Genomic DNA, 21,684 nt, shown 5'->3' on the forward strand with positions numbered 1-21,684 from the left:
GAAAAAAGAGAAAAGGAATCCGACATGAGCACCAACAACAACTTTCACGCTGAACCGGTACTGCAGGTCAAGGGCCTGAGCATTCGCCTGCCCAAGGGCGGTGACCGCGAACTCGCGGTGAACAACGTGAGCTTCGACCTGCTGCCGGGCCAGACGCTGTGCGTGGTGGGCGAATCGGGTTCGGGCAAGTCGATGATCGCCAATGGCGTCATGGGGCTGCTGCCGCGTCCACATGTGGAGCCCGTTGCGGGCGAGATCGTATTCGAAGGCAAGAACCTGCTCGGCTTCAACGAAGAGCAGTTGCGCGAGCTGCGTGGCCAGCGCATAGTCATGATTTTTCAGGAGCCGATGACGGCGCTGAATCCGGTCATGCGCATCGGCGATCAGCTCGAAGAAGTGTTCGATGCCCACCTCTCGTTGAGCAAGGCCGAGAAGCACAAGCGCATCATCGCCGCACTCACCGATGTGGGCTTGCCCGATCCGGAACTCATCGCCAAGAGCTACCCGTTCCGTCTTTCGGGCGGTCAGCGCCAGCGCGTGATGATCGCCTGTGCTCTGCTGCTCGAGCCACGTCTGCTGATCGCCGACGAGCCCACGACGGCGCTCGACGTGACCACTCAGGCGCAGATTCTCGAACTGATCCGCGAGCTGCAGAAGCGCCGTGGAACGGCGGTGTTGTTTATCACGCACGACTTCGGGGTGGTGTCCGAAATTGCCGACCATGTGGTCGTCATGCAGATGGGCGAGTGCGTGGAAGAGGGCGCGGCGAGCGAGGTGCTGCTGCGCCCGCAGCACGACTACACGAAGAAGCTGCTCGCCGCCATCCCGAAGGGCGTGGTGCGCGCACCGGCAGAGGAGCGTGCGGCGCATTTCGTGCTGCAGGTGCAGGATCTGGAGAAGGTCTACAACACCGGCGGCGGTCTGTTCAGCAAGGGCAGGCGCGTGCATGCGGCCAATGCCATCAACTTCGATCTGCGGCGCGGCGAGACGCTGGGTATCGTCGGGGAATCGGGCTCGGGCAAGTCCACCGTGGGCAAGTGCCTCGTGGGGCTGCATTCGTTCGACAGCGGCCGCATTCTGTTCAACGGAAAGACTCTGAACCCCGGCACCCGCTTCCAGTCGGTCGCCAAGAGCAAGATCCAGATGGTGTTCCAGGACCCGTATGCATCGCTCAACCCGCGCCAGCGCATCGGCTCGGCGATCGCATCGGGGCCGATTGCGCAGGGTGTATCACCCGACAAGGCGAAGGCGCGCGCGCTCGATCTGCTCAAGCTCGTGGGTTTGAAGGAAGAGGCGTACGACCGCTTCCCGCATGAGTTCTCGGGCGGCCAGCGTCAGCGTATCGGCATTGCCCGCGCACTGGCGCTCGATCCCGAACTACTGGTGGCTGACGAGCCGGTCTCGGCGCTCGACGTGTCGGTGCAGCAGCAGGTGCTCAAACTGTTTGCCGAGGTGCGCAAGGAGTTCGGGCTGTCGATGGTCTTCATCACGCATGACCTGCGCGTGGCGGGCGAGCTCTGCGATCACATCGCAGTGATGCAGCGCGGAAAGATCGTTGAATACGGCACGAGCCAGCAGGTGCTCTGCGCGCCTCAGCATGAATACACGCAGCGTCTGATCGACGCGATACCTAAGTTGGCAGTCGAGCCGGAGATGGCATGAACGTGAATGGTGAAACCGTTGTGGCTCTGCTGAGCCGCAGCCTGTGCATGGACTATCTCGCACCAGCAGTGCAGGGCGCATTTGCAAAAATTGGCGAGGGCGTCGAGTTGCGTTTTGTGGACACGGTGCGCGGCACGGACGCACTGCGCGATGGCGCGGAGGTGGATGTGGCGCTGTGCTGGGAACCCCAGCCCGGCCACTGGCCGCTGATGCCGAATGTGCGCCTCGTGCATTCAGTGGCGGCCGGTGTCGACCATATTCTGGAAGACCCAACGTTGCCCGCCGGAGTTCCGCTCGCGCGCATTCGCGATCCGCACATGGCGAGCGCCATGGCAGCCTATGTGACCTGGGCGGTGACGAGCGGCCACCGCGGCATGGATCGCTATGCCGCGCAGCAGCGCAGCCAGACTTGGGTTGAACATGCGGTGCAGCCTGCGACGCAGTACCCGATCGGCATTGCCGGCATGGGTACGCTGGGATCGCACTGCGCGCGCGCGCTGGCCGCCATTGGGTACCCGATGCGTGGCTGGAGCCGCAGTGCGCCGGTCAAGCCGGTAGCAGGCTGCGAGCACTTTGCGGGCGATGCGCAGCGCGGCGAGTTCCTGCAAGGACTCAAGGCGCTGATCTGCCTGCTGCCGCTCACCGAGCAGACGCGTGGCGCGCTCAATGCCGACTGCTTCGCGCAGTTGGGCAACGGCGCGCATGTGATCAACGTGGGGCGGGGCGCGCATCTGATCGAAAGCGATCTGCTTGTGGCGTTGGATGCGGGCCAGCTCGGACTCGCCACGCTCGATGCTTTCAACGTCGAACCCCTGCCCGCCAACGACGCGATGTGGTCGCACCCCAAGGTTCGAGTGACGCCGCACATTGCCACGCGCACCGCGCCCGAGGTGATTGCAGAGCAGACCGTGCGGCACTGGCAACAGGTGTGTGCGGGCGAGGTGCCGCACCACGCGGTCGACCGCGCAAACGGCTACTGAAGCGTGAAGCAGAGGAAGGACGCCACAGGCATGCAAGCATTTTTCGATACCGACCAGCTGCTGCACGATCCGCAGCAGTTCATGCGGCTGGGCCGCATCTGCCATCCCACCGATGTGCCCGACCGCGCCCATGCGCTGATCGCCGCCGTGCAGCAATGCGGCGGCAGCGTGAACCCTCCGCGCGACTGGGGCGTGGAGCATCTGCATCTGGTGCACAGCGCCGACTATATCCGTTATCTGAGCACCGCCTACACGCGCTGGCAAGCACTGGCCGATGTGGGGAAGAACCCCGGCATCGAGGTTCTCCCCAATCTCTCCCCATACTCCGGCGTCGTGCCGGGCGAGCGCCGCGTGCCTTGCCGCACCGATTCGTTGGTGGCGCAGACGGGCTTTTATCTGGGCGACCTGTCCTGCCCGCTCGGTCCGCAGAGCTGGCGCTCGATTCTGCGATCCGCACACAGCGCTGCATCGGCAGCGCAGGCCGTGCTCGACGGCGCGTCCATGGCCTATGCGCTGTGCCGACCATCGGGCCATCATGCGCACCATGACCGCGCGAGCGGCTTTTGCTACGTGAACAACGCGGCGCTGGCAGCGCAGATGCTGGCGCAGCAGGGCGGCAAGGTGGCGGTGCTTGATGTGGATGCCCACCATGGCGACGGCACGCAGAACATCTTCTATGCGCGCGGCGATGTGCTGACGGTTTCCACGCATGCCGACACGCATGACTATTTCCCGTTCTACACCGGCTATGCGGACGAGACGGGCAGCGGCGACGGTCTTGGCTGCAATTTGAATCTGCCGCTCGCGCACGGATCGACCACGGCGGATTTTCTGCCCGCGCTCGACACCGCCATCGAACGCATCGCGCGCTTTGCGCCGTCGGCCGTGGTGCTGTCCATCGGCTTCGACACTTATCGCGATGACCCGATCAGCGTGCTGCGTTTCGACTTCGACGCGTATCAGCATGTCGGTGAACGCCTGCGCGCGCTGGGCCTGCCGTTGGTCGTGGTGCAGGAAGGCGGCTACATGGTCGAGGCGCTCGGGCCAGGCCTCACCGCGCTGATGCGGGGTCTGCAAGACGCGGATGCAAACACTTTTTGAATCGACGAACACCCGGAGGATGAAGCAAATGGAAGCTTTCGAAATGACGACAACAACAACCGTGAATGTCAGCGGCGAACGTCTGTGGGATACGCTCATGGAGCTCGCACAGATTGGCGCGACGCCCAAGGGCGGTAACTGCCGACTCGCGCTGACGGACGAAGACGGTCAGGGTCGCGACCTCGTGACCGGCTGGATGCGCGAGGCGGGTCTGCGCATCGAGGTCGATGAGGTGGGTAACATCTTCGGCATCCGCGCGGGTCGCAACAACAGTCTTGCGCCGGTGATGACCGGAAGCCACATCGACACCCAGCCCACGGGCGGCAAGTTCGATGGCTGCTACGGCGTGATGGCGGGCCTCGAAGTGATGCGCGCGCTGCAGCAGGCCGACGTGCAGACCGAAGCACCGCTCGCACTCGCGATCTGGACCAACGAAGAAGGCTCGCGTTTCGTGCCGACGATGATGGGCTCGGGCGTGCACTGCGGCATCTTCGGCAAGGAAGTGGCGCTCACCGCGCGAGACATCAAGGGCGTCACCGTGGCTGAGGCGCTGCAGTCCATCGGCTATGCGGGCCGCATGCCCGTGGGCCAGCTCCAACCCGCGTGCTATCTGGAGGCGCACATCGAGCAAGGCCCGATCATGGAGGCCGAGAACAAGACCATCGGCGTGGTGACCGGTTCGCTCGGCCTGCGCTGGTATGACGTGACCATCACCGGCATGGAGGCACACGCGGGACCGACGCCGATGGCGATGCGCCAGGACGCGCTGTATGCCGCATCCAGCCTGATGCGCAGCGTGATTGATATCGCCAACCTGTCGCGGTTTGCGCCCGATGGTCGCGGCACCGTGGGCGAAGTGCATGTGTTTCCGAACTCGCGCAATGTGATTCCGGGGCAGGTGCGTTTCACCGTCGATCTGCGCCATCCGTTGATGCATCAACTCGACGCCATGGAGGCCACGTTCCGCGAAGCCGCAGCCACGCTCGCGGGCGAGGGCAAGGTGCGCGTCGAAGTCGTGGACGTGCAGGAGTTTCCGGCCACGCCGTTTGCGGCGCATCTCGTCGATGCGGTCGAGCAGTCCGCCGAGCAACACGGCATGTCGCACATGCGCATTCTCACGGGCGCGGGGCATGACGCGGTCTACATGGCGCGTGTCGTGCCGACCGCCATGGTGTTCGTTCCCTGCGAAGACGGCATCAGCCACAACGAGGTGGAGAACGCCGATCCCGCGCATCTGGAAGCCGGTTGCCAGGTGCTGTGCGACGTGATGCTCGCGCAGGCGGGCGTGGTGCAGCCGGACTGATTCAACCTGTCATCCGTTCATCCGCTTTTCTACTCAACCATCCATGAAAGCCTTCTCGGGGCTCTCCACGCGAACGCAGGGCATCGTGCTGTTTCTTGGCACGCTGTCGCTGTTCGCCTTCTACGACGCGTTCGCCAAAGCGATGCTCGCGCATCACAGCCCGGTGGTGATGAATCTCTCGCGCTACGTCACCACCAATCTGTTCGCGATGTGCTGGCTGTGGCAGGCCACACGCAACAATGGGCTGCGTGCCGCGCGCATCCTGCCGATGCTGCGCAGCCCGGCGCTCTGGGGGCGCAGCGTGAGCATCGCCATCGTCGGCACCGCGTTCATGGGCGCGCTTGTGACGATGCCGCTCGCCGAGGCGACCGCGATCTATTTCACCGCGCCGCTGCTGATGGTCGCGCTGTCCAGCCGCTGGCTCGGCGAGCGGGTGTCGCGCGCGCAGTGGTGCGCCGTATGGCTGGGCTTTGCGGGCATGTTGTGCATCGTGCGGCCCGGTGGTTCGCTGCCGTTCTTCGGCTCGATGTTGATGGTGCTCGCGGCTTGCTGCTACGCGGTCTTTCAGTTGCTCACGAGGGTGCTGGCAGGCAAGATTCCACCGGCCGTGCAGTTTGCGCACATGTCCTGGATCTGCATGGCCACCACGTTGCTCGCGACGCTCGCCGCCTGGCCCGAGCGTTGGCCGAGCGGCGCCGAATGGAGCGTGCTTGCCGCCGGAGCGCTCGCGAGCGTGGCGGGGCAGTTGCTGATGCTCGCGGCTTATCGGCGCGTGACGGCCAGCACGCTGGGGCCGCTGAACTATCTGCAACTGCTGCTGGCGCTGGCCATCAGCAGTTGGTGGTTCGGCCTCGTGCCGGATTCGCTCGCGTTGCTCGGAACGGTGCTGATTGCGGCCTCCGGCCTGTATCTCGCCTGCGGATTTTCCGGCAGCAAGCTCACAGCCAAAAGGCTCCCCGAGGCTTTGCGACAGAATGTCGTGTCCACCCCAACGTCAAGTCATGAAGTTTCAGCCTACCAACACGCAACGCCTGTACCGAGAGATCGCCGAACAGATTCGCGCCAAGATTGAAGCGGGCGAATTCCCGGTAGGAACCCGCCTGCCCGCCGAACGCGATCTGGCCGAGATGCTGGAGGTCAGCCGCTCCTCGGTCCGAGAAGCCATCATCGCTCTCGAGATCAACGGCTTTGTCGATGTGCGCGGAGGCAGCGGCGTCTATGTGACCTCGCTGCTCCCACGCTCGCCAGGCAATGCAGCGGCGCAAGCGGATGAGGTCGATGTCGGGCCGTTCGAGTTGCTGGAGGCGCGGCTTCTGGTCGAGCCCGATTGCGCGGCGCTTGCGGCGCAGAACGCTACCGCCGATCAGCGCCGGGCCCTGCGCAATGTGCACGCGGCGATGCAACTGGTGCAGCCGGTGAGCGAGAAAGCCAAGGGCGTGGGGTCGGCGCAGTACGACCGGCTGCTGCATGGGAGCATTGCCGAGGCCTGCGGCAACGCGGCGCTGGCGTCGGTGTGCATGCATCTGTGGGATTTGAGCGAGCGCTCACCGATTTTTCAGCGGTTGGATGCGCACTATGTGACGCAGCAGGATTGGACGATTGCGTGGGGGGAGCACACGCGGATCGTCGAGGCCATCGTGGAAGGCGATGCGGTAAGAGCCCGCCACGCCATGGCCTATCACCTGGTAGCCATCATGTCCCGTCTCCGTGAGAATCCTGCTTGGACGGCTTAGGTCGCTGTTTTCGTTGCTTGTTTTGGGACGGCAATACAGCCCCTCATGCGTTGTTGTCGAAGCCTTGCCGTATCGACATACTGTCTGCGGCTTCACGCCTGGCCTGAGGGGCTGTCTTGCCGTTAGGGTGGGGAATCGAGAGCCCTGCGCGCTTTGTTGAGTTGCTGTTTGAATTCAAACTCAAATTCAAATTCAAATTCAAATTGTTGCTGTTCAGGTTGCGGGTTGGCAGCAGGATTTCTTGGGGACTTGCTGCTCTTGCATGGGGAGCTTCCACCAGCGTTCTGTCGTGTGGGGCTGAGCGATGTTCAGGCGTTCGCCCATCATTGGCGTGGCGAGTGCGATGCCACGCTGCTGGCTGAGTTCGAGCACGCGTTCGAAGGGGTCCCACCAGGCGTGCATGGAGAGGTTGAAGGTGCCGTTGTGGATGGGCAAGAGCCAGCGGCCGTTGAGGTCGATGTGGGCCTGGACCGTCTGCTCGGGGTGCATGTGGACGTAGGGCCAGTGTTCGTTGTAGGCGCCGGTTTCCATCAGCGTGAGGTCGAAGGGGCCGAAGCGGCGGCCAATGTCGGCGAAGCCTTTGAAGTATCCGGTGTCGCCACTGAAGAAGATGCGTTGGTCGCCGTTTTCGATCACCCATGATGCCCAGAGCGTGCGGTTGCCGTCGCCGAGGCCGCGTCCCGAGAAATGTTGCGCGGGGGTGGCGGTGAAGCGTACACCGTTGATTTCCGTGCCTTGCCACCAGTCGTATTGCTGCACTTTTTCTGGCGGTACGCCCCATGCGACCAGTCGATCACCGACGCCGAGCGTGCAGAGGAATACCTGTGTCTTGCCTGCGAGCTGGCACACGGCCTGTTCGTCCAGGTGGTCGAAGTGATCATGCGAGAGCAGCACACCTTGCAGGGCGGGTAGTTCGTCGATGGAGATGGGCGGCGCATGAAAGCGCTTGGGGCCCGCGAAGCCAAAGGGCGACGCGCGCTTGGCAAAGACCGGGTCGGTGATCCACCAGCCGCCACGCAACTTCATCAACACGGTGGAGTGACCGAGGCGATACAGGCTGCCGTCGGGTGCCTTGTTCAACTCGGTTGTCGTCAGGCGCCGCACGGGAATGTCAACGGACGGTTCGGTGTTCTTGGGCTTGTTGAACAGAAAATCCCACATCAGCTTCGCGCCCGGCTGCGGCGTGTTGGCTGGGCGCGGCGTGATGTTGCGGAAGTGGCTGCCGGTCGATTGCGGCGACGCGGAGTAGTCGCCGATGGGCAGACCATTCAGCAGTTCTGAGAGATTCATCGCTTGTGCCTGTCTTGAGGAGTCTGCGCGGCGCGCATGGGGCTCTGTGCAAGATGGGTGTGGGTCTGCGCCGCTTCAACCCGTGCGACCGTTTCGTTTTGTAAATATGGTGGGCATGTGGAGGGCCGAGGCCAATGCCCGAAGCAGTGACTCAAGAAGGTCGCCATTGCTGCTTTCCTGAACAGGAGACTCCTGAACCAGCGTTGCGCTTGCTTGGCCGATGACGCCAAGCCGTACCCAGGTGCCCGCTGGCAAATCCCGTGGCTCCCAGGGCATGCCGCCGCCATAGAGCACATGCTGAAAGTGGATACCGCGCTGTTCCCATTCCAACTGCATTGTGCCTTGGGTGCAGCGCAGGGAGTGCAGGTCCGACGTGCAAAGCATTTGCGGCTGACCGCGTTTCAATGTGAAGGTGAGGCTTGCAGTTTCCATGGTCTTTCCTTGGTGATGGAAGGGTGTTGGGATGACTGCAAGCTTAGGTTTTGAAGTGCGGTAAGCACAGGCACACACAGTGCGAGAGCACCGCAGCACAGTATGGTTTGCGTGCTTCTGTTATGGTCGATTTGCGTGCAAGCTGTATCTGTTAGTCAAGCGCCGTGATCGGCACAATGGCTTGCGAAGCACGCGAAAGGACAAGGCGCATACATCATGGACAGCAGATTGTTGGCAGAGGCCGCCACAGCCATTGAATCGGCGTTGCACGACATTCCCTTGGGCGAGCAGCCCACTGCACACCTGTACCAGCGCTGGGCGGATCACTATGCCGAAGCCATTCATGCGAGCGTGCTCAAGGTGCAGGAGCGCATGCCGTCAGTGCGTGAACTCAGGCAGCGCCACGACGTGAGCCATACCACGGCGCTGCAGATCCTGCGTGAGTTGGAGTCGCGCGGCCTCATTGAAGCGCGCGCACGCGTGGGCTACTTTGTGCGCGGACAGACGCTTGACATGCCCACTGCGCGCGAGCCGCAGGCGCTGGTGCCGTTTGATGCGCGTGCCAACACCTTTGAGAGCATTGGCGACCGTATCTCGGATTACCTGAACAAGGCGCGGCTGATCGGCACATTCAAGGCCGATCTGGGCAGTGCCATGCCTGCGCCCGAGTTGTTCGACTCTTCGTTCCTGAATCGGCAGGCGATTGCGCTGCTCCGCGAGCAGCCTGACCTGCTGGTGAACGGACCATCGGCACCATACACGCACCCGGATTTTCAGGCTGCAATGGCGCGCTATGCACTGACCTTCGGACTCAAGATTCCGCCGATGCAGATCGCGGCGACGCTGGGCAACTCGGAGGCGGTGAATCTCTCGCTCGACGCACTCACGCAGGCGGGTGACATGGTGGCCATCGAGTCACCCACGTTTTACGGCATCGTGCAGGCGGTGGAGGCGCGCGGGCTGCGGGCGCTGGAGATTCCGTCGAGCCCGCACACCGGCATGTCGCTGGAGGCGCTGGAGTTGGCGCTGCGCAGCTACCCGGAACTCAAGGCTGTGATCGTCGTGCCGCACCTGCAGATGCCGCAGGGCGCGACCATGCCCGACAGCCACAAACAGCGCATCGTGGCCATGTGCTCGGAGCGCGGCGTGGCGCTGATCGAGGACGACATCTACCGCGAGTTTGTCGAAGATCCCGGCGTGCACCGGCCCTGCAAGGCTTGGGATGTGGACGGCACGGTGATCTACTGCGCCTCGCTTTCCAAGAGCTTTGCGCCGGGCCTGCGACTTGGCTGGATGAATGCCGGGCGCTGGCACGACAAGGTGCAGATGATCAAGTTCTCGCGCTCGCGCAACATGCCGCTGTGGCCGCAGCTGCTGGGCGCGCGCACGGTCGGCACGCCTTTTTACATGCGCCATCTGGCACGCATCCGCAAGGCCCTGCGGGAGCAGCGCGAGCAGGCGGCGCGTGCCGTTGCGCGCTACTTCCCCATCGGCACGCGCCTGAGCCTGCCGCGCGGCGGCCTGAGCATTTGGGTCGAGTTGCCCGAAGGCATTAGCAGCGCGCGGCTCTACGACAGCGCACTCGCGCTCGGCGTGCGCATTGCGCCGGGCGACATGTTTTCCAACACTGGGCATTACGGCCATTTCCTGCGCCTGTCCTGCGGCATGCCGTTCACCGCGCTGATCGAAGATGCTTATCGCGTGCTGGGACGCCTGATGCATGAGCAACTGGCGTTGCCCGCGCGCACCTGATTCCTGTCGAATTTGCTTTGATTTGAACTGAACTGAACTGAACTGAACAGTCACCACCATGACCACTGACATGACCCAGCGACTCGAAGCCATGCTCGCTTCGGGCAAGGAAACCTCGTTGCTGCGCTACACGCTCGGCAAGAACTACATCGAGGCTGAGCAGTTCGAGCGCGCACGCGAGCATCTTGAGCGCGCGGTAGAGCTTGACCCCAACTACTCGGTGGCATGGAAGTTTCTCGGCAAAGCAGCGCTCGAACTTGGCGACCGCGAGGCCTCGCGCGCTGCTTGGAATCGAGGGCTGGCCTGCGCCGAGGCGCGCGGCGATGCCCAGGTGGTCAAGGAGCTGGGCGTGTTTTTGCGCAGACTGGACAAGAGCGCCTGAGCGCTCCCCGTCACCCCAGAATGGTGCCGGCTGCCTCGCCCAGACCGATGCGCACGACACCGTCGCGCTCGCACCAGCCGCGCAGGATCAGCGTGTCGCCATCTTGAAGAAAGGTGCGCGTTTCTCCGTTGGGCAGATGAATGGGGATCTTGCCGCCCGATGTCAGTTCGAGCAGCGAACCAGCAGAGCCCTCCGTCGAGCCTGACAGCGTGCCCGATCCCAGCAGATCACCGGCCTGGAGGTTACAGCCGTTGACGGTGTGGTGCGTCACCAGTTGGGCCGCCGTCCAGTAGGCGGCATCGAGCGCCGAGCCATGCGTGAGGCGTATGGGGGCTTCGCCCGCTTCGCGCATGCGCGCGGTCTGGATCAGCACTTCGAGCAAGATGTCGAGCTGGCCTTGTTCGCGGTTGCGCTGGCCGTCCAGATAGGGGAGGGGCTGCGGGTCGTCCTTGGCTCGGGTGAAGGGTGAGCGAAACGGAGCCAGCGCTTCCATCGTCACGATCCACGGCGCGACGGTGGACGAAAAATTCTTGGCCAGAAATGGGCCGAGCGGCTGGTATTCCCAGGCCTGCAGATCGCGTGCAGACCAGTCGTTGAACAGCCCCACTCCGAACAGATGCGCTTCGGCGTTGTCGATGGAGATGGGGCTGCCCTGTGCATTGCCCTGACCAATGTAGTAGCCAAGCTCCAGCTCGTAGTCGAGACGCTTGGACGGCCCCAGCTCTGGCGCTTTGGCATCGGGCGCGAGCGTCTGACCGTTCGGGCGCTTGACGGTGGTGCCGCTCACCACCAGCGAACTTGCACGGCCGTGGTAGCCGATGGGCACCCATTTGTAGTTGGGCATCAGCGGGTTGTCAGGGCGAAACAGCTTGCCCACCGTGGTCGCGTGGTGGATGCCAGTGTAGAAATCGGTGTAGTCGCCGATGCGGCAGGGTACGGTGTATTCGCAGGCGCTTTGGGGAACCAGCGCTTTCTGCCATGTGGCTTGTTTCGCGCTTTGGGCGGTGAGTCCTTCCGAGATCTTTCTGCGCAGTTGCACGCGCTCGGCAGGGACGGCGTTCATCAGCGCGTTCATGTCGTCGGTGTCGATGAGTCCCGTTGCGCGCAGGTCCAGTACCTGATCGCCGACGGCGACGCCGATGCGAAACGCATCTCTGCTGCCTGAGAGCCTGAAGCGGCCAAAGGGCAGGTTCTGGATCGGAAAATCCGTGCCCGCCGCGTTGGCCGATTCCACCCAGCTCTTGCGCTTGGGGTCGTGGGTTGCGTCGATTTCGTACATGATTTCTTCTCGCTCGCTCTGTGTGTCGGGTGCGGTGCGCTCAGTCGGTGCGTCCGTTGAATTGGTCTTTGAGGCCTGCCCAACAATCCGCGTAGTCCTGATCGAGCGGGGCCTGGCTCATCGCATAGGCCGTGGGGATGAAGCGGTAGCGGCTCTCGAACATGAAGGCCAGCGTGTTGTCCAGCTTGTGAGGCTTGAGGTCCGCGTGGCTGGCCTTTTCAAACGCTTCTTCATCGGGACCATGCGGCACCATGCAGTTGTGCAGGCTCGCGCCACCGGGTTTGAATCCACCCGGTTTGGCGTCGTATTCGCCGTAGACGAGGCCCATGAATTCGCTCATCAGATTGCGGTGGTACCACGGTGGACGGAAGGTGTTCTCCATCACCAGCCAGCGCGGCGGGAAGATCACGAAGTCGCAGTTGGCGGTGCCCGGCGTGTCGCTTGGCGAGGTGAGCACGGTGAAGATCGACGGATCGGGATGGTCGAAACTGATCGAACCAATGGTCATGAAATTCGCGGTGTCGTACTTCACTGGAGCCAGATTGCCGTGCCATGCGATCACGTTGAACGGCGAGCTCTTGGTGGGAGCGCGCCAGAAGCGGCCACCGAATTTCTTGATCAGTTCGTGCGGCGCGGCGGGTTCCTCGAACGCGGCCACCGGGGCCAGAAAATCGCGTGCGTTGGCGAGACCGTTGGAGCCGATGGGACCGAGCTCGGGCAGGCGAAATTGCGCGCCGTAGTTCTCGCAGACATAGCCGCGTGACGGACCTGCGCCAGCTTCCGAATCGGGTAGCGCCACCTTGAAGACCACGCCGCGCGGAATCAGCGCGATCTCGCCGGGCTTCACATCGAGCAGGCCCATCTCGGTGGTGATGCGAAGGCGGCCCTGCTGGGGCACGATGAGCAGCTCGCCATCGGCGTTGACGAACGCGCGCTGCTCCATCGAACGGGTGGCGAGATACATCAGTGAGCCCATGCCGATCTGCGCCTCGGCGTCGCCGTTGGCGGCGAGCGTGCGCATACCGTCGACGAAGTCCTGCTCCACGCCAGGCTCGAAAGCGATGGGGTGCCAGCGCAATGGTTCGGGTGGTGTGGCCATATCCCGGTCACCGCCGGTGGTCCACAGTGCTTGCGTGTAGGGCTGGTAGCGACCGGCGACGACTGAGGGCTGGCGGCGGTACATCCAGGTGCGGCGATTTTCGTGGCGCGGCGCGGTGAAGGCGGTGCCCGAGATCAGTTCGGGGTAGAGATCGAGTGGTGCGCGCTGCGGGCTGTTGCGGCCCTGGGGCAGCGCGCTCGGAACGGCTTCGGTGGCGTATTCGTTGCCGAATCCGCTCTGGTAGGAAAGCGGGGAGAGGGCTGCTGGCATGAAGGGCTGTCCTTGGGGCTGTGTGTTGCTCGACTGCGCTGACGATATCGTGAAGTGGGGCGCGGTCAGACCTGCACCGGATGCTACGCCCTGGCCGCCGAAAGCGCCTGCTTGAGTACCTGCAATGTACCAATGTGATTGGCCAGCAGGAGCACCAGACGGGCATTGAGCGCCTGACTTTCTTCGGCGCTGAGGCCCTGATGGGCCTCGATCAGCGCCTCGTAGAAATCGTCTGGGGATTGCATGTGCGGCGCGGTGATCAGCGTTTCCTGCATGGCGGATGCTCCTCAGGCAATGGCGGTGGAAGCGGTTCGGCACATCGCACGCGCCAGTGCCGCTCGCAGCGCCTCGGTGCGCGGTTCGCGCCAGCGGGCGGCCACGTGCTGGTCGGGGCGGATCAGATAGGTCGTTCCGTCCTGTGCGTCGTAGCGCCTTGCGGCAAGCGCGTGCGCCGCATCGAGCGGAATGCGCACGACATGGAGGGCGCAATCCGAATCTGCGATGGCGCGCAGGCTGGCCTTTGCCGTGGGGCCATCGCCGAAGACCAGCGCGCTGAAGCGTGTGTCGCACAACTGGCGCATCAGCCAGTCGGGCGATTGACCCTTGACGAAGGGTGCGTCGGCGGCCACCGCGCCGGGCACCATCAGCCCGCTGAAGCGGTCTGTATCGCCGGTGTTCAGCACCGAGTCGCCCAGCGTGGCGGGGACCGAGAGGCGCCCGCTGTTGACCATTCTTCTCGCGAAGGGATGTTGGCGCGCCAGATGCAGCGCGGCGTCGCGGAACAAGCGGCTCACGTCGCTCTTGGGGGTGATGAAGTCGGTCGCGCGGCTTGAGTTCAGGATGTTCTCGTCAGCGGCCGCCTCGCGTTCGCGGGCGTAGCTGTTAAGCAGCGCATCGGGCGCATCGCCGCGCAGCACGGCGGCGAGTTTCCAGGCGAGGTTTTCGCCGTCCTGCAACCCCGAGTTGGCACCGCGTGCGCCAAAGGGTGAGACGCCGTGCGCCGAGTCTCCGGCGAACAGCACGCGGCCGTGCCTGAACGAGTCCATGCGCTGGCAGGAGAAGGTGTAGACGCTCGCCCATTCGAGCGTGAACTCAGCGCCCTTGAACGGCGACGCATCGAGCATGGCGCGCACGCGCGGGATGATGTTCTCGGGCTTTTTTTCCTCCTCGGGATCGGCATCCCAGCCGAGCTGGAAGTCGATGCGCCACATGCCATCGGGCTGCATGTGCAGCAGCACGCTCTGATTTCGGTGAAAGCTCGGGTCGAACCAGAACCAGCGCTCGGCGGGGAACTGGACATCCATCTTCACATCGGCGATCAGAAAGCGGTCACGGAAGCTGCGGCCCTTGCTTTCGAGGCCGAGCAACTGGCGCAGTGTGGAGCGCGAACCATCGCAAGCCGCCACCCAGTCGACGTGCAGCAGGTAACTACCCTCGGGCGTTTCCACGGTGAGTTCGGCATGGTCGCCATGTTGCGCGATGCCTACCACCTTGTTGTTCCAGCGGATGTCGATCAGCGGCAGTTGCGCCGCGCGTTCGGCGAGAAAGCCTTCCACGTAATACTGCTGGAGATTCACGAAGGCCGGGCGCTCGTGGCCTTCTTCGGGCAGCAGGTCAAATTCGTAGATCTGCTCGTCTTGCAGAAACACGCGGCCGAGCTTCCAAGACACGCCCTTGCTGGCGATGGGATCACCGCAGCCGAGGCGGTCGAAGATTTCGAGCGACCGCTTGGAAAAGCAGATGGCGCGCGAGCCGCTCGAGAGTTTGTTGTCGTTGTCGAGCAGCACCACGGGCACGTGCTGCTGCGCCAGATCGATGGCGAGCGCCAAGCCCACCGGGCCCGCCCCGACGACGATCACCGGGTGCCGTGCGGGTGTGGCGGCGTCCTGATCGGTGTGGCGCAGATAGTCGAACGTGAGCTTCATCAGATGTCTCCCGGCCTGGAACGAGGTGCTGCTCACTGGTCTTCGAGCGACTTCCACATTTCCACGTCGCGCTCGGCCGTCCAGATGCGCGGGTCGGTGTACTGCGTGACCTCGTCGTAGCAGCGGGTCACGTCGAATGGCATGCAGTGGTCGAAGATCACCCAGTGGCCGTACCTGGGCTTCATCGCCGAGTAGGTGGCCTTGTAGACGGCGTTGAGATCCTTGCCCTCGGCCACGCCTTGTCTCACGTTGGCGAGCACGTCGGAGATGAACTCGCGGGTCTCGGTGAGGCCTGCTTTCACGGCCTCGGGCGTGGTGAGCGCCGCGCCGCGACCGGGCACCAGCACCTTGGGCTGGAGCGCTTCGAGGTTGCTGAGGGTCTGCGGCCAGTCGGTGAAGTAGGCGTCGCCCGCATATGGCGTTGCGCCGAACTCGACAAGGTCGCCCGACAGCAGCGCCTTCTCTCCCGGCAGCCAGACCACGGTGTCGCCCTTGGTGTGGCCACGGCCGAGCTGCAGCAGCTGCACTTCGAGCTTGCCGAGCCAGAGGGTCATCTTGCTGGTGAAGGTCATGGTCGGCCAGGTCATGCCGGGCGGCACGGTCTCGACGTTGCTGAACAGGCGCGGAAAGCGGCCGATCTCGCTGGCCTTGTCCTGCTCGCCGCGCTCGACGATCAGGTCATACGTGTCCTGACTCGCGAGAATCTGCTGCGCACCATACGCGCTCGCTCCGAGCACGCGCACCGCGTGGTAGTGGGTGAGCACCACGTACCGGATCGGCTTGTCGGTCACCTCGCGGATGCGGCGGATCACATCGGCCGCCATCGCGGGCGTGGCCTGCGTGTCGGCCACCAGCACGGCGTCGTCGCCGATGATGATGCCGGTGTTCGGGTCGCCCTCGGCGGTGTAGGCCCAGGCGTGTTCGGAGATCTGACTGAAGGTGACCTTTTTCTCTTCGACGTCGGCGTGGCTGGCGAAAGTGCGGGTGTTCATCGGGGTCCTCGTGCTCTGTGTGCTGGTTCGCGGTGGCGCCAAGGGGGCGGCGTGAATGCAGTCTACGTGGGCGAAGCGCTTGCATCATCAGCATTTGCCATGAGCTGTTTGCACACTGGCCGAGTGTGGTGGCGCAAGGTCTTGAAGCGCGAAGCCTGATAAAGAAAAACGGCCAGCGCGCCGGATGTGCGCACTGGCCGTTCTGCGGATATGAACCCCGGGTTCGCTCAGTGCGCTCCCGACGCCTCCGCGCCGCCGCCGCCATGCGGTGCGGGCCGCTTGGTCAGCCAGATCAGCGCGATCAGCGAGAGGAACAGGAACGACGACGCGAGGAAGGTGTCATCCGCCGCGCGGGTGTAGGCCTGCTGGTCGACCAATCGGTTGATCTGCGCGAGCGCTTGCTCCTGCGACAGGCCCGCCGCTTTGAGGCCCTGCAGCGTGACGCCGAAGATGCCCTGGCCCTGCACGAGTCCTTCGGTCAGATGCGCGTGGTGCATGGCGGCGCGGTTGTCCCATAGCGTGGTGGCAATTGACGTGCCCATGGCACCGGCGGTAATCCGCACGAAGTTACTCAGCCCGGCGGCGGCCGGGATGCGGTCGGGCGTGAGTCCGGCCAGCGTGATGGTGGTCAGCGGGATGAAGAAGAACGCCATCGCGCCGCCCTGGATCAGCGTGGGGATCAGGATGTGGTTGAAGTCGGTGTCGGTGTTGAATTGCGAGCGCATCCACAGCACCAGCGCGAAGATGATGAACGCGCCGGTCGCCATCACGCGCGGGTCCCACACGGCGACCTTGCGGCCCACGAGCGGGGTGAGAATGATCGCGAAGATGCCCACCGGCGCGAGCGCCATGCCGGCGGTCGTCGAGGTATAGCCCAGCCATTGCTGCAGCCACAGCGGCAGCAGCACCACGTTGCCGAAGAAAACGCCGTAGGCGATCGACAGTGCGATGGAGCCTGCCGCGAAGTTGCGGCGCTTGAACAATCGCAGGTCGACCACCGGATGCGCGTCGGTCAGCTCCCAGATGATGAAGACGACGAAGCTGATCACCGCCACCACGGCCATGATGATGATTTCGGTGGAGGCGAACCAGTCGAGCTCCTTGCCCTTGTCGAGCATGAGCTGCAGCGCGCCGACCCAGAGCACCAGCAGCGCGAGGCCGATGGAGTCGATGGGCAGCTTCTGCGTTGGCGTGTCGCGCTTGCGGTAGATGCTCCAGGTGAGGAAGGCAGAGAGCAGGCCGACGGGCACGTTGATGTAGAAGATCCACGGCCAGGAGATGTTGTCGGTGATCCAGCCGCCGAGCAGCGGCCCGACCACCGGCGCGACCAGCGTGGTCATGCCCCAGAGCGACAGCGCAACACCTGCCTTGGAGGCCGGGTAGCTCGACAGCAGCAGGGTCTGCGACAGCGGAATCATCGGTCCCGCGACGAGGCCTTGCAGCACGCGGAACAGGATCAGCATTTCCAGTGACGAGGCGAAGCCGCAGAGCCAGGAGGTGAGCACGAACAGCAGCACGCTCATGGTGAACAGGCGCACCGCGCCGAAGCGCCGCGTGAGCCAGCCGGTGAGCGGCACGGAAATGGCGTTGGCCACGCCGAAGCTGGTGATTACCCAGGTGCCCTGGCTCGGGCTCACGCCCACGTCGCCTGAGATGGCGGGAATGGCGACGTTGGCGATGGACGAGTCGAGCACGTTCATGAACGTGGCAAGCGACAGCGCCAGCGTGCCCATGACCAGCGTGGCGCCGTGCAGGGGTTGTGGCGGTGCAGGCATGGCCTGTGGTGGTGGCGCCGGGGCTGTGACAGCGCGGCCTGCGCTGTCGTCGTCAGACAATGCGCCGGAGGAGGTGGAGGCAGTCATGGAGCGGACTCGATTCGCGGGAACGTGGTGGTCCGGTTACTTGATGACTGCGTTGTTGGCGGGCGCGCTGGCCTGCGCGAGCTTCTCGCTGGCGGCGGGGGCGGCATCGCTTGAAAGCGCTGGCAGGCCGGTCAATGGCGCGACGCTTTTGCCCGCGATGATCTGCGCGATGCGCGCTTCGGCCTCGGGCATGACGTTGCCGTAGAGCGCGGTCTGCGCCACGGGGGCTTTGCGGGTGTCGGCGGCGAGCATGGCGCCGCTCTTGTCGCTGATGTTCACCTTCACTTCCATCGACAGACCAACGCGCAGTGGATGGGCCTTGAGGTCTTCGGCCGCGAGGCTGATGCGCACGGGCACGCGCTGCACCACCTTGATCCAGTTGCCGGTGGCGTTCTGCGCGGGCAGTAGCGAGAAGGCCGCGCCCGTTCCAGCGCCGAGGCCGACGATGGTGCCGTGGTAGGTCACCTTGTCACCGTAGACGTCGGCGAGCAGCTCGGTCTTCTGGCCGATGCGCAGGTCGGCCAGTTGGCTTTCCTTGAAGTTGGCATCGACCCAGAGGTTGTTCAGATCGACCACGGTCATCAGCGGCGAACCGGCGGCCACGCGCTGGCCGAGTTGCACGCCGCGCTTGGCGACAAAGCCCTGCACCGGCGAAATGAGACGTGTGCGTTCGAGTGCCAGATAGGCCTCGCGCACCTTGGCGGACGAGGCCAGCACCGCGGGGTAGTCGCTCGAATTGCTGCCCCTGGTCGTGGCCTCGGCAGCGTCGAGCTGCGCGCGCGCGGCGCTCACGGCGGCCTGTGCGGCGACCACGGCATCCTGCGCGGACTTGGCCTGCGTTTGGGCGTGGTGGAATTCTTCCTGACCGACCGCGCCGGTGAGCGTCAACGGACGGCGACGGGCCACGTCATCGGCGGTGCGCGAGGCCTCGGCCTTCAGGCGCGAGAGATCGGCCTCCTTGGCGGCGACCTGGGCCATCAGTGGAGCGTTGTTGGCGTACAGCGTGCGGGTCTGGCGCACGATTTGCGCAAGCTGCGATTCAGCCTGCGACAGGGCGACCAGCGCGTCGGCGGTGTCGAGCTGCACCAGCAGCAGACCGGGCTTGACGAAGTCGGTGTCGTCCGCGCCGATGCTGGTCACCGTGCCGCCGACCTGCGGCGTGATCTGCACCACGTTGCCGCCTACATAGGCGTTGTCCGTAGTCTGGAAATTGCGAGAGACCATCCAGTGGTAGCCACCCCAGGCGATGGCAGCCACCACGACGGCGGCGGCCACGATGGTCAGGCCCTTCTTGCGGCCCTGCGGGTTGGCTGTGGGGGCGGCTGCATGTGCTGGTGCGGTGGCTGGCTTGGTGTTGTCGGTCATGATGTTCGGCGCTCTGTTATTCGTTGAAACTGGTTTTGCTGCCTGGGGCTGCCGTCGTCTGCAGCCCGGGGTTTTTGAAATAGGGTGGTGGTCTGCTTAGTGCTCTTTGCTGACTTGCACACTGGCCGTGTCGTCCTGCCAGCCGCCGCCGAGCGCAGCCATCAGCGCGATGCGGGTATCGAGCTCGCGGGCGCGCAGGTCAACGGCCAGACGGCGCTGGTTGATCACCTGGCTTTCGGTGTTCAGCACCACGATCTGGTTGGCAAGGCCCGCCTTGTAGCGCTGCACCGCGAAGTCATAGGCGCGTTCAGCCTTGCTGAGCGATTCGCTCTGCAACTTCTGCTGGCGCTCGAGCGACTGCACCGAGGCCATCGCGTCGCCAGCGGACTTGACCGCATCGAACACCGTGCCGTTGTACTGGGCGATGACGGAGTCCAGATCGGCCTGCTTGCCGCGCAGTTGGGCGCGCAGACGCTCGCCCTCGAAGATCGGCAGGCGCAGTGCCGGGGTCACGCCCATCTGGCGCGAGCTGGCCTGGAAGAGCTTGTCGAAGCCGATGGCGTTCAGGCCGATGAAGGCGGTGATGCTGATGTCGGGGTAGAAATCCGCACGCGCGCTGGTGATGCCCTGCGTTGCGGCTTCCACACGCCAGCGCGCGGCGACCACGTCGGGGCGGCGGCCCAGCAGATCGGTGCCGAGCGTGGTCGGCACCTGCTCGATCTTGAGCGCCTCCAGTTTGGGCGTGAGGCCGTTTTGCGCATCGGGTGCCTGCGCGCAGAGCACGGCAATCGTGCGACGGGTGAGGGTGATCTGCTCGCTCAGCATTTCGATTTGCGTGTCGGCATCGGGCAGGGCGGCCTCAGCCTGCGTCAGCTCGACCTGGCTGTCCAGACCCTGGCGCGTGCGCTGCTGGCTCAGGTCGAGCAGCGACTTGCGCTGTGCGAGCGTGCGCTCGGCCACCTCGCGCTGGGCCAGTTGGCGGGCCAGCGTCACATAGCTGCGCGCGACTTTTTCGGCGATCTGGTTGGCGGCAAAGGCGCTGTCGGCCTTGGCGGCGCGGGCCTGACCCAGTGCGGCCTCCAGCTCGGCGGCATAGCGGCCAAAGAAATCGGGTTTCCACGACAGACCGGCCTGGATGTCACCCGTGTTGTAGGTGTGGCCGGCAATCGGCGCGGGAACCAGACCGTTTTCGGAGTAGTGCTCGCGCGTGCCACTGGCCGAGACGCTGCCGTGGATATCGGTGGCCGTACTGCTGGCCTGCGCGAGCGCAGCGGCCTTGTCGAAGCGCGCATGGCTCGCGGCGACGCTGGGGCTGCCTTCGAGCGCGGTGAGGATCAGTGCATCGAGCTGCGCATCGCCCAGCTGCTTCCACCATTGCTCGGCGACGACGGTTTCCGTCTGCGAGCCGAGGCCGAGTTCCTTTGCGTTGACCTGCTGGTAGGCCGGATGGTCGGGCCCTTGCGAGGCGCAGCCTGCGAGCACGAGTGCGGCAGACAGCGCTGTGGCGGCGACTGGAAGGCGAAGCGCGTCCATCGCGCTGAAACGAGAGAGTGACATGATCTTGTTGTGAGTTGGAATGTCTGTCAGAGAAATTGGGGGGCTAAATCTGGTTCAGCTCTGGTGTGGTGCTGGGTGAACGAGGCAGTCGGTATCCGGCCTCATGGGCGCGTCGTCCGATGGCGAGCTGCGCATGGCCTCGCCGTTGATGATCATGCGTTGCAGCATCGAGACCATGGCCCGACATTCATCGTGGCTGAACCCTGCCAGATGGCAGTTGAGTACGCGCGACAGCACACGCGGGACCTCAGCTGCGATCCGGCGACCCTCGTCGGTCAGCACTAGATGCACGACGCGACGGTCTGAAGTCGAGCGCTCGCGGCGCAGCAGGCCCTTGGCCTCGATGCGGTCCAGCGCCCGGGTCACGGAAGCCGGGTCCATGCCCAGATCCTTGGCCAGTTGCGCGTTGGTGGTGTCGGCGCACAAAAGCAGCTTGTAAAGCGGCAGCCATTGCACATAGGTCAGCCCATGCACCTCGAGCTGCGCATCCGCCTGCTGAAGGATGGAACTCAGCACTCGGCGCATCAAAAAACCGGCGCTCTGGGTAGGCGTGTATTCGTTGGGTTGGTAGAAATAGGTCCCCTCGTCGTCGGGAATCACTACCGGACTGTCGCTGTGCATCATGAGCTTGTCTGTGCAATAGTTGTCATATCAAATATTCCGAATGCAATTATTGCACGGAGCTTTTTCGGCTGCCAGA

The 21,684-nt window shown here is 64.3% G+C and carries 19 protein-coding genes; 8 read left to right on the forward strand and 11 right to left on the reverse strand.

Annotated elements, in window-relative coordinates:
• Positions 1-24 precede the first annotated feature (24 nt).
• Genes G7047_RS06000 through G7047_RS06025 form a run of 6 tightly spaced genes read left to right on the forward strand, consistent with a single transcriptional unit; the run spans position 25 to position 6,779 of the window.
• The gene (locus G7047_RS06000; protein ID WP_166302098.1) at positions 25-1,662 is read left to right on the forward strand and encodes an ABC transporter ATP-binding protein; all 1,638 of its coding nucleotides are present in this window, start codon (positions 25-27) and stop codon (positions 1,660-1,662) included.
• On the forward strand, positions 1,659-2,642 hold the full coding sequence (locus tag G7047_RS06005; protein WP_166302101.1) for a glyoxylate/hydroxypyruvate reductase A: 984 nt from the start codon (positions 1,659-1,661) through the stop codon (positions 2,640-2,642). Before G7047_RS06000 ends, G7047_RS06005 begins: the two co-directional genes overlap by 4 nt.
• Before the next feature lie 30 nt (positions 2,643-2,672).
• Positions 2,673-3,743, forward strand: a complete 1,071-nt coding sequence (locus G7047_RS06010) for a histone deacetylase family protein (protein ID WP_166302104.1) — start codon at positions 2,673-2,675, stop codon at positions 3,741-3,743.
• Between the two features lie 43 nt (positions 3,744-3,786).
• Positions 3,787-5,046, forward strand: a complete 1,260-nt coding sequence (locus tag G7047_RS06015; RefSeq protein ID WP_166302107.1) for a Zn-dependent hydrolase — start codon at positions 3,787-3,789, stop codon at positions 5,044-5,046.
• Between the two features lie 43 nt (positions 5,047-5,089).
• Entirely contained in the window at positions 5,090-6,118 is a 1,029-nt protein-coding gene (locus G7047_RS06020) for a DMT family transporter (protein ID WP_166302110.1), read from the forward strand.
• Positions 6,048-6,779, forward strand: a complete 732-nt coding sequence (locus G7047_RS06025) for a FadR/GntR family transcriptional regulator (protein WP_166302114.1) — start codon at positions 6,048-6,050, stop codon at positions 6,777-6,779. Before G7047_RS06020 ends, G7047_RS06025 begins: the two co-directional genes overlap by 71 nt.
• A 213-nt stretch (positions 6,780-6,992) precedes the next feature.
• Here G7047_RS06025 and G7047_RS06030 read toward each other — a convergent pair whose 3' ends face one another.
• Together G7047_RS06030 and G7047_RS06035 are read right to left on the reverse strand one after the other, a co-directional pair.
• Positions 6,993-8,069: an MBL fold metallo-hydrolase gene (locus G7047_RS06030; RefSeq protein ID WP_166302118.1), complete on the reverse strand. Its 1,077-nt coding sequence runs from the start codon at positions 8,067-8,069 to the stop codon at positions 6,993-6,995.
• 75 nt (positions 8,070-8,144) lie between these two features.
• Positions 8,145-8,501, reverse strand: a complete 357-nt coding sequence (locus G7047_RS06035; protein WP_166302121.1) for a hypothetical protein — start codon at positions 8,499-8,501, stop codon at positions 8,145-8,147.
• Positions 8,502-8,717: 216 nt separating this feature from the next.
• Here G7047_RS06035 and G7047_RS06040 point away from each other — a divergent pair, with 216 nt between their 5' ends.
• A complete protein-coding gene (locus G7047_RS06040; RefSeq protein WP_166302125.1) occupies positions 8,718-10,253 on the forward strand; it encodes a PLP-dependent aminotransferase family protein in 1,536 nt (511 codons plus the stop codon).
• 58 nt (positions 10,254-10,311) lie between these two features.
• Positions 10,312-10,635, forward strand: coding sequence for a tetratricopeptide repeat protein (locus G7047_RS06045; protein ID WP_166302128.1), 324 nt, complete (start codon positions 10,312-10,314; stop codon positions 10,633-10,635).
• A gap of 10 nt (positions 10,636-10,645) precedes the next feature.
• On the opposite strand, the gene fahA is transcribed toward G7047_RS06045, so the two are convergent.
• The 9 genes from fahA to G7047_RS06090 form a co-directional block, all read right to left on the reverse strand.
• Positions 10,646-11,914, reverse strand: a complete 1,269-nt coding sequence (gene fahA / locus G7047_RS06050) for a fumarylacetoacetase (protein WP_166302131.1) — start codon at positions 11,912-11,914, stop codon at positions 10,646-10,648.
• Between the two features lie 40 nt (positions 11,915-11,954).
• On the reverse strand, positions 11,955-13,283 hold the full coding sequence (gene hmgA / locus G7047_RS06055) for a homogentisate 1,2-dioxygenase (protein WP_166302134.1): 1,329 nt from the start codon (positions 13,281-13,283) through the stop codon (positions 11,955-11,957).
• An 83-nt stretch (positions 13,284-13,366) separates the two neighbouring features.
• Positions 13,367-13,558: a DUF2783 domain-containing protein gene (locus tag G7047_RS06060; protein ID WP_166302138.1), complete on the reverse strand. Its 192-nt coding sequence runs from the start codon at positions 13,556-13,558 to the stop codon at positions 13,367-13,369.
• Positions 13,559-13,570: 12 nt separating this feature from the next.
• Positions 13,571-15,208, reverse strand: coding sequence for an FAD-dependent oxidoreductase (locus tag G7047_RS06065; protein WP_166302142.1), 1,638 nt, complete (start codon positions 15,206-15,208; stop codon positions 13,571-13,573).
• A 32-nt stretch (positions 15,209-15,240) separates the two neighbouring features.
• On the reverse strand, positions 15,241-16,200 hold the full coding sequence (locus G7047_RS06070; protein WP_166302146.1) for an MBL fold metallo-hydrolase: 960 nt from the start codon (positions 16,198-16,200) through the stop codon (positions 15,241-15,243).
• Positions 16,201-16,427: 227 nt separating this feature from the next.
• A complete protein-coding gene (locus G7047_RS06075; RefSeq protein ID WP_166302149.1) occupies positions 16,428-18,062 on the reverse strand; it encodes a DHA2 family efflux MFS transporter permease subunit in 1,635 nt (544 codons plus the stop codon).
• Positions 18,063-18,098: 36 nt separating this feature from the next.
• Positions 18,099-19,427 (reverse strand): efflux RND transporter periplasmic adaptor subunit, encoded by a 1,329-nt coding sequence (locus G7047_RS06080; protein WP_166302153.1) that lies wholly within the window; start codon positions 19,425-19,427, stop codon positions 18,099-18,101.
• Between the two features lie 96 nt (positions 19,428-19,523).
• Entirely contained in the window at positions 19,524-20,984 is a 1,461-nt protein-coding gene (locus G7047_RS06085; protein ID WP_166302157.1) for an efflux transporter outer membrane subunit, read from the reverse strand.
• 54 nt (positions 20,985-21,038) lie between these two features.
• The gene (locus G7047_RS06090) at positions 21,039-21,608 is read right to left on the reverse strand and encodes a MarR family winged helix-turn-helix transcriptional regulator (RefSeq protein WP_240939382.1); all 570 of its coding nucleotides are present in this window, start codon (positions 21,606-21,608) and stop codon (positions 21,039-21,041) included.
• Positions 21,609-21,684: the final 76 nt, after the last annotated feature.

Origin of the sequence: Diaphorobacter sp. HDW4A, from assembly GCF_011305995.1 — a bacterium.
In the GTDB taxonomy this organism is placed as follows: domain Bacteria; phylum Pseudomonadota; class Gammaproteobacteria; order Burkholderiales; family Burkholderiaceae_C; genus Diaphorobacter_A.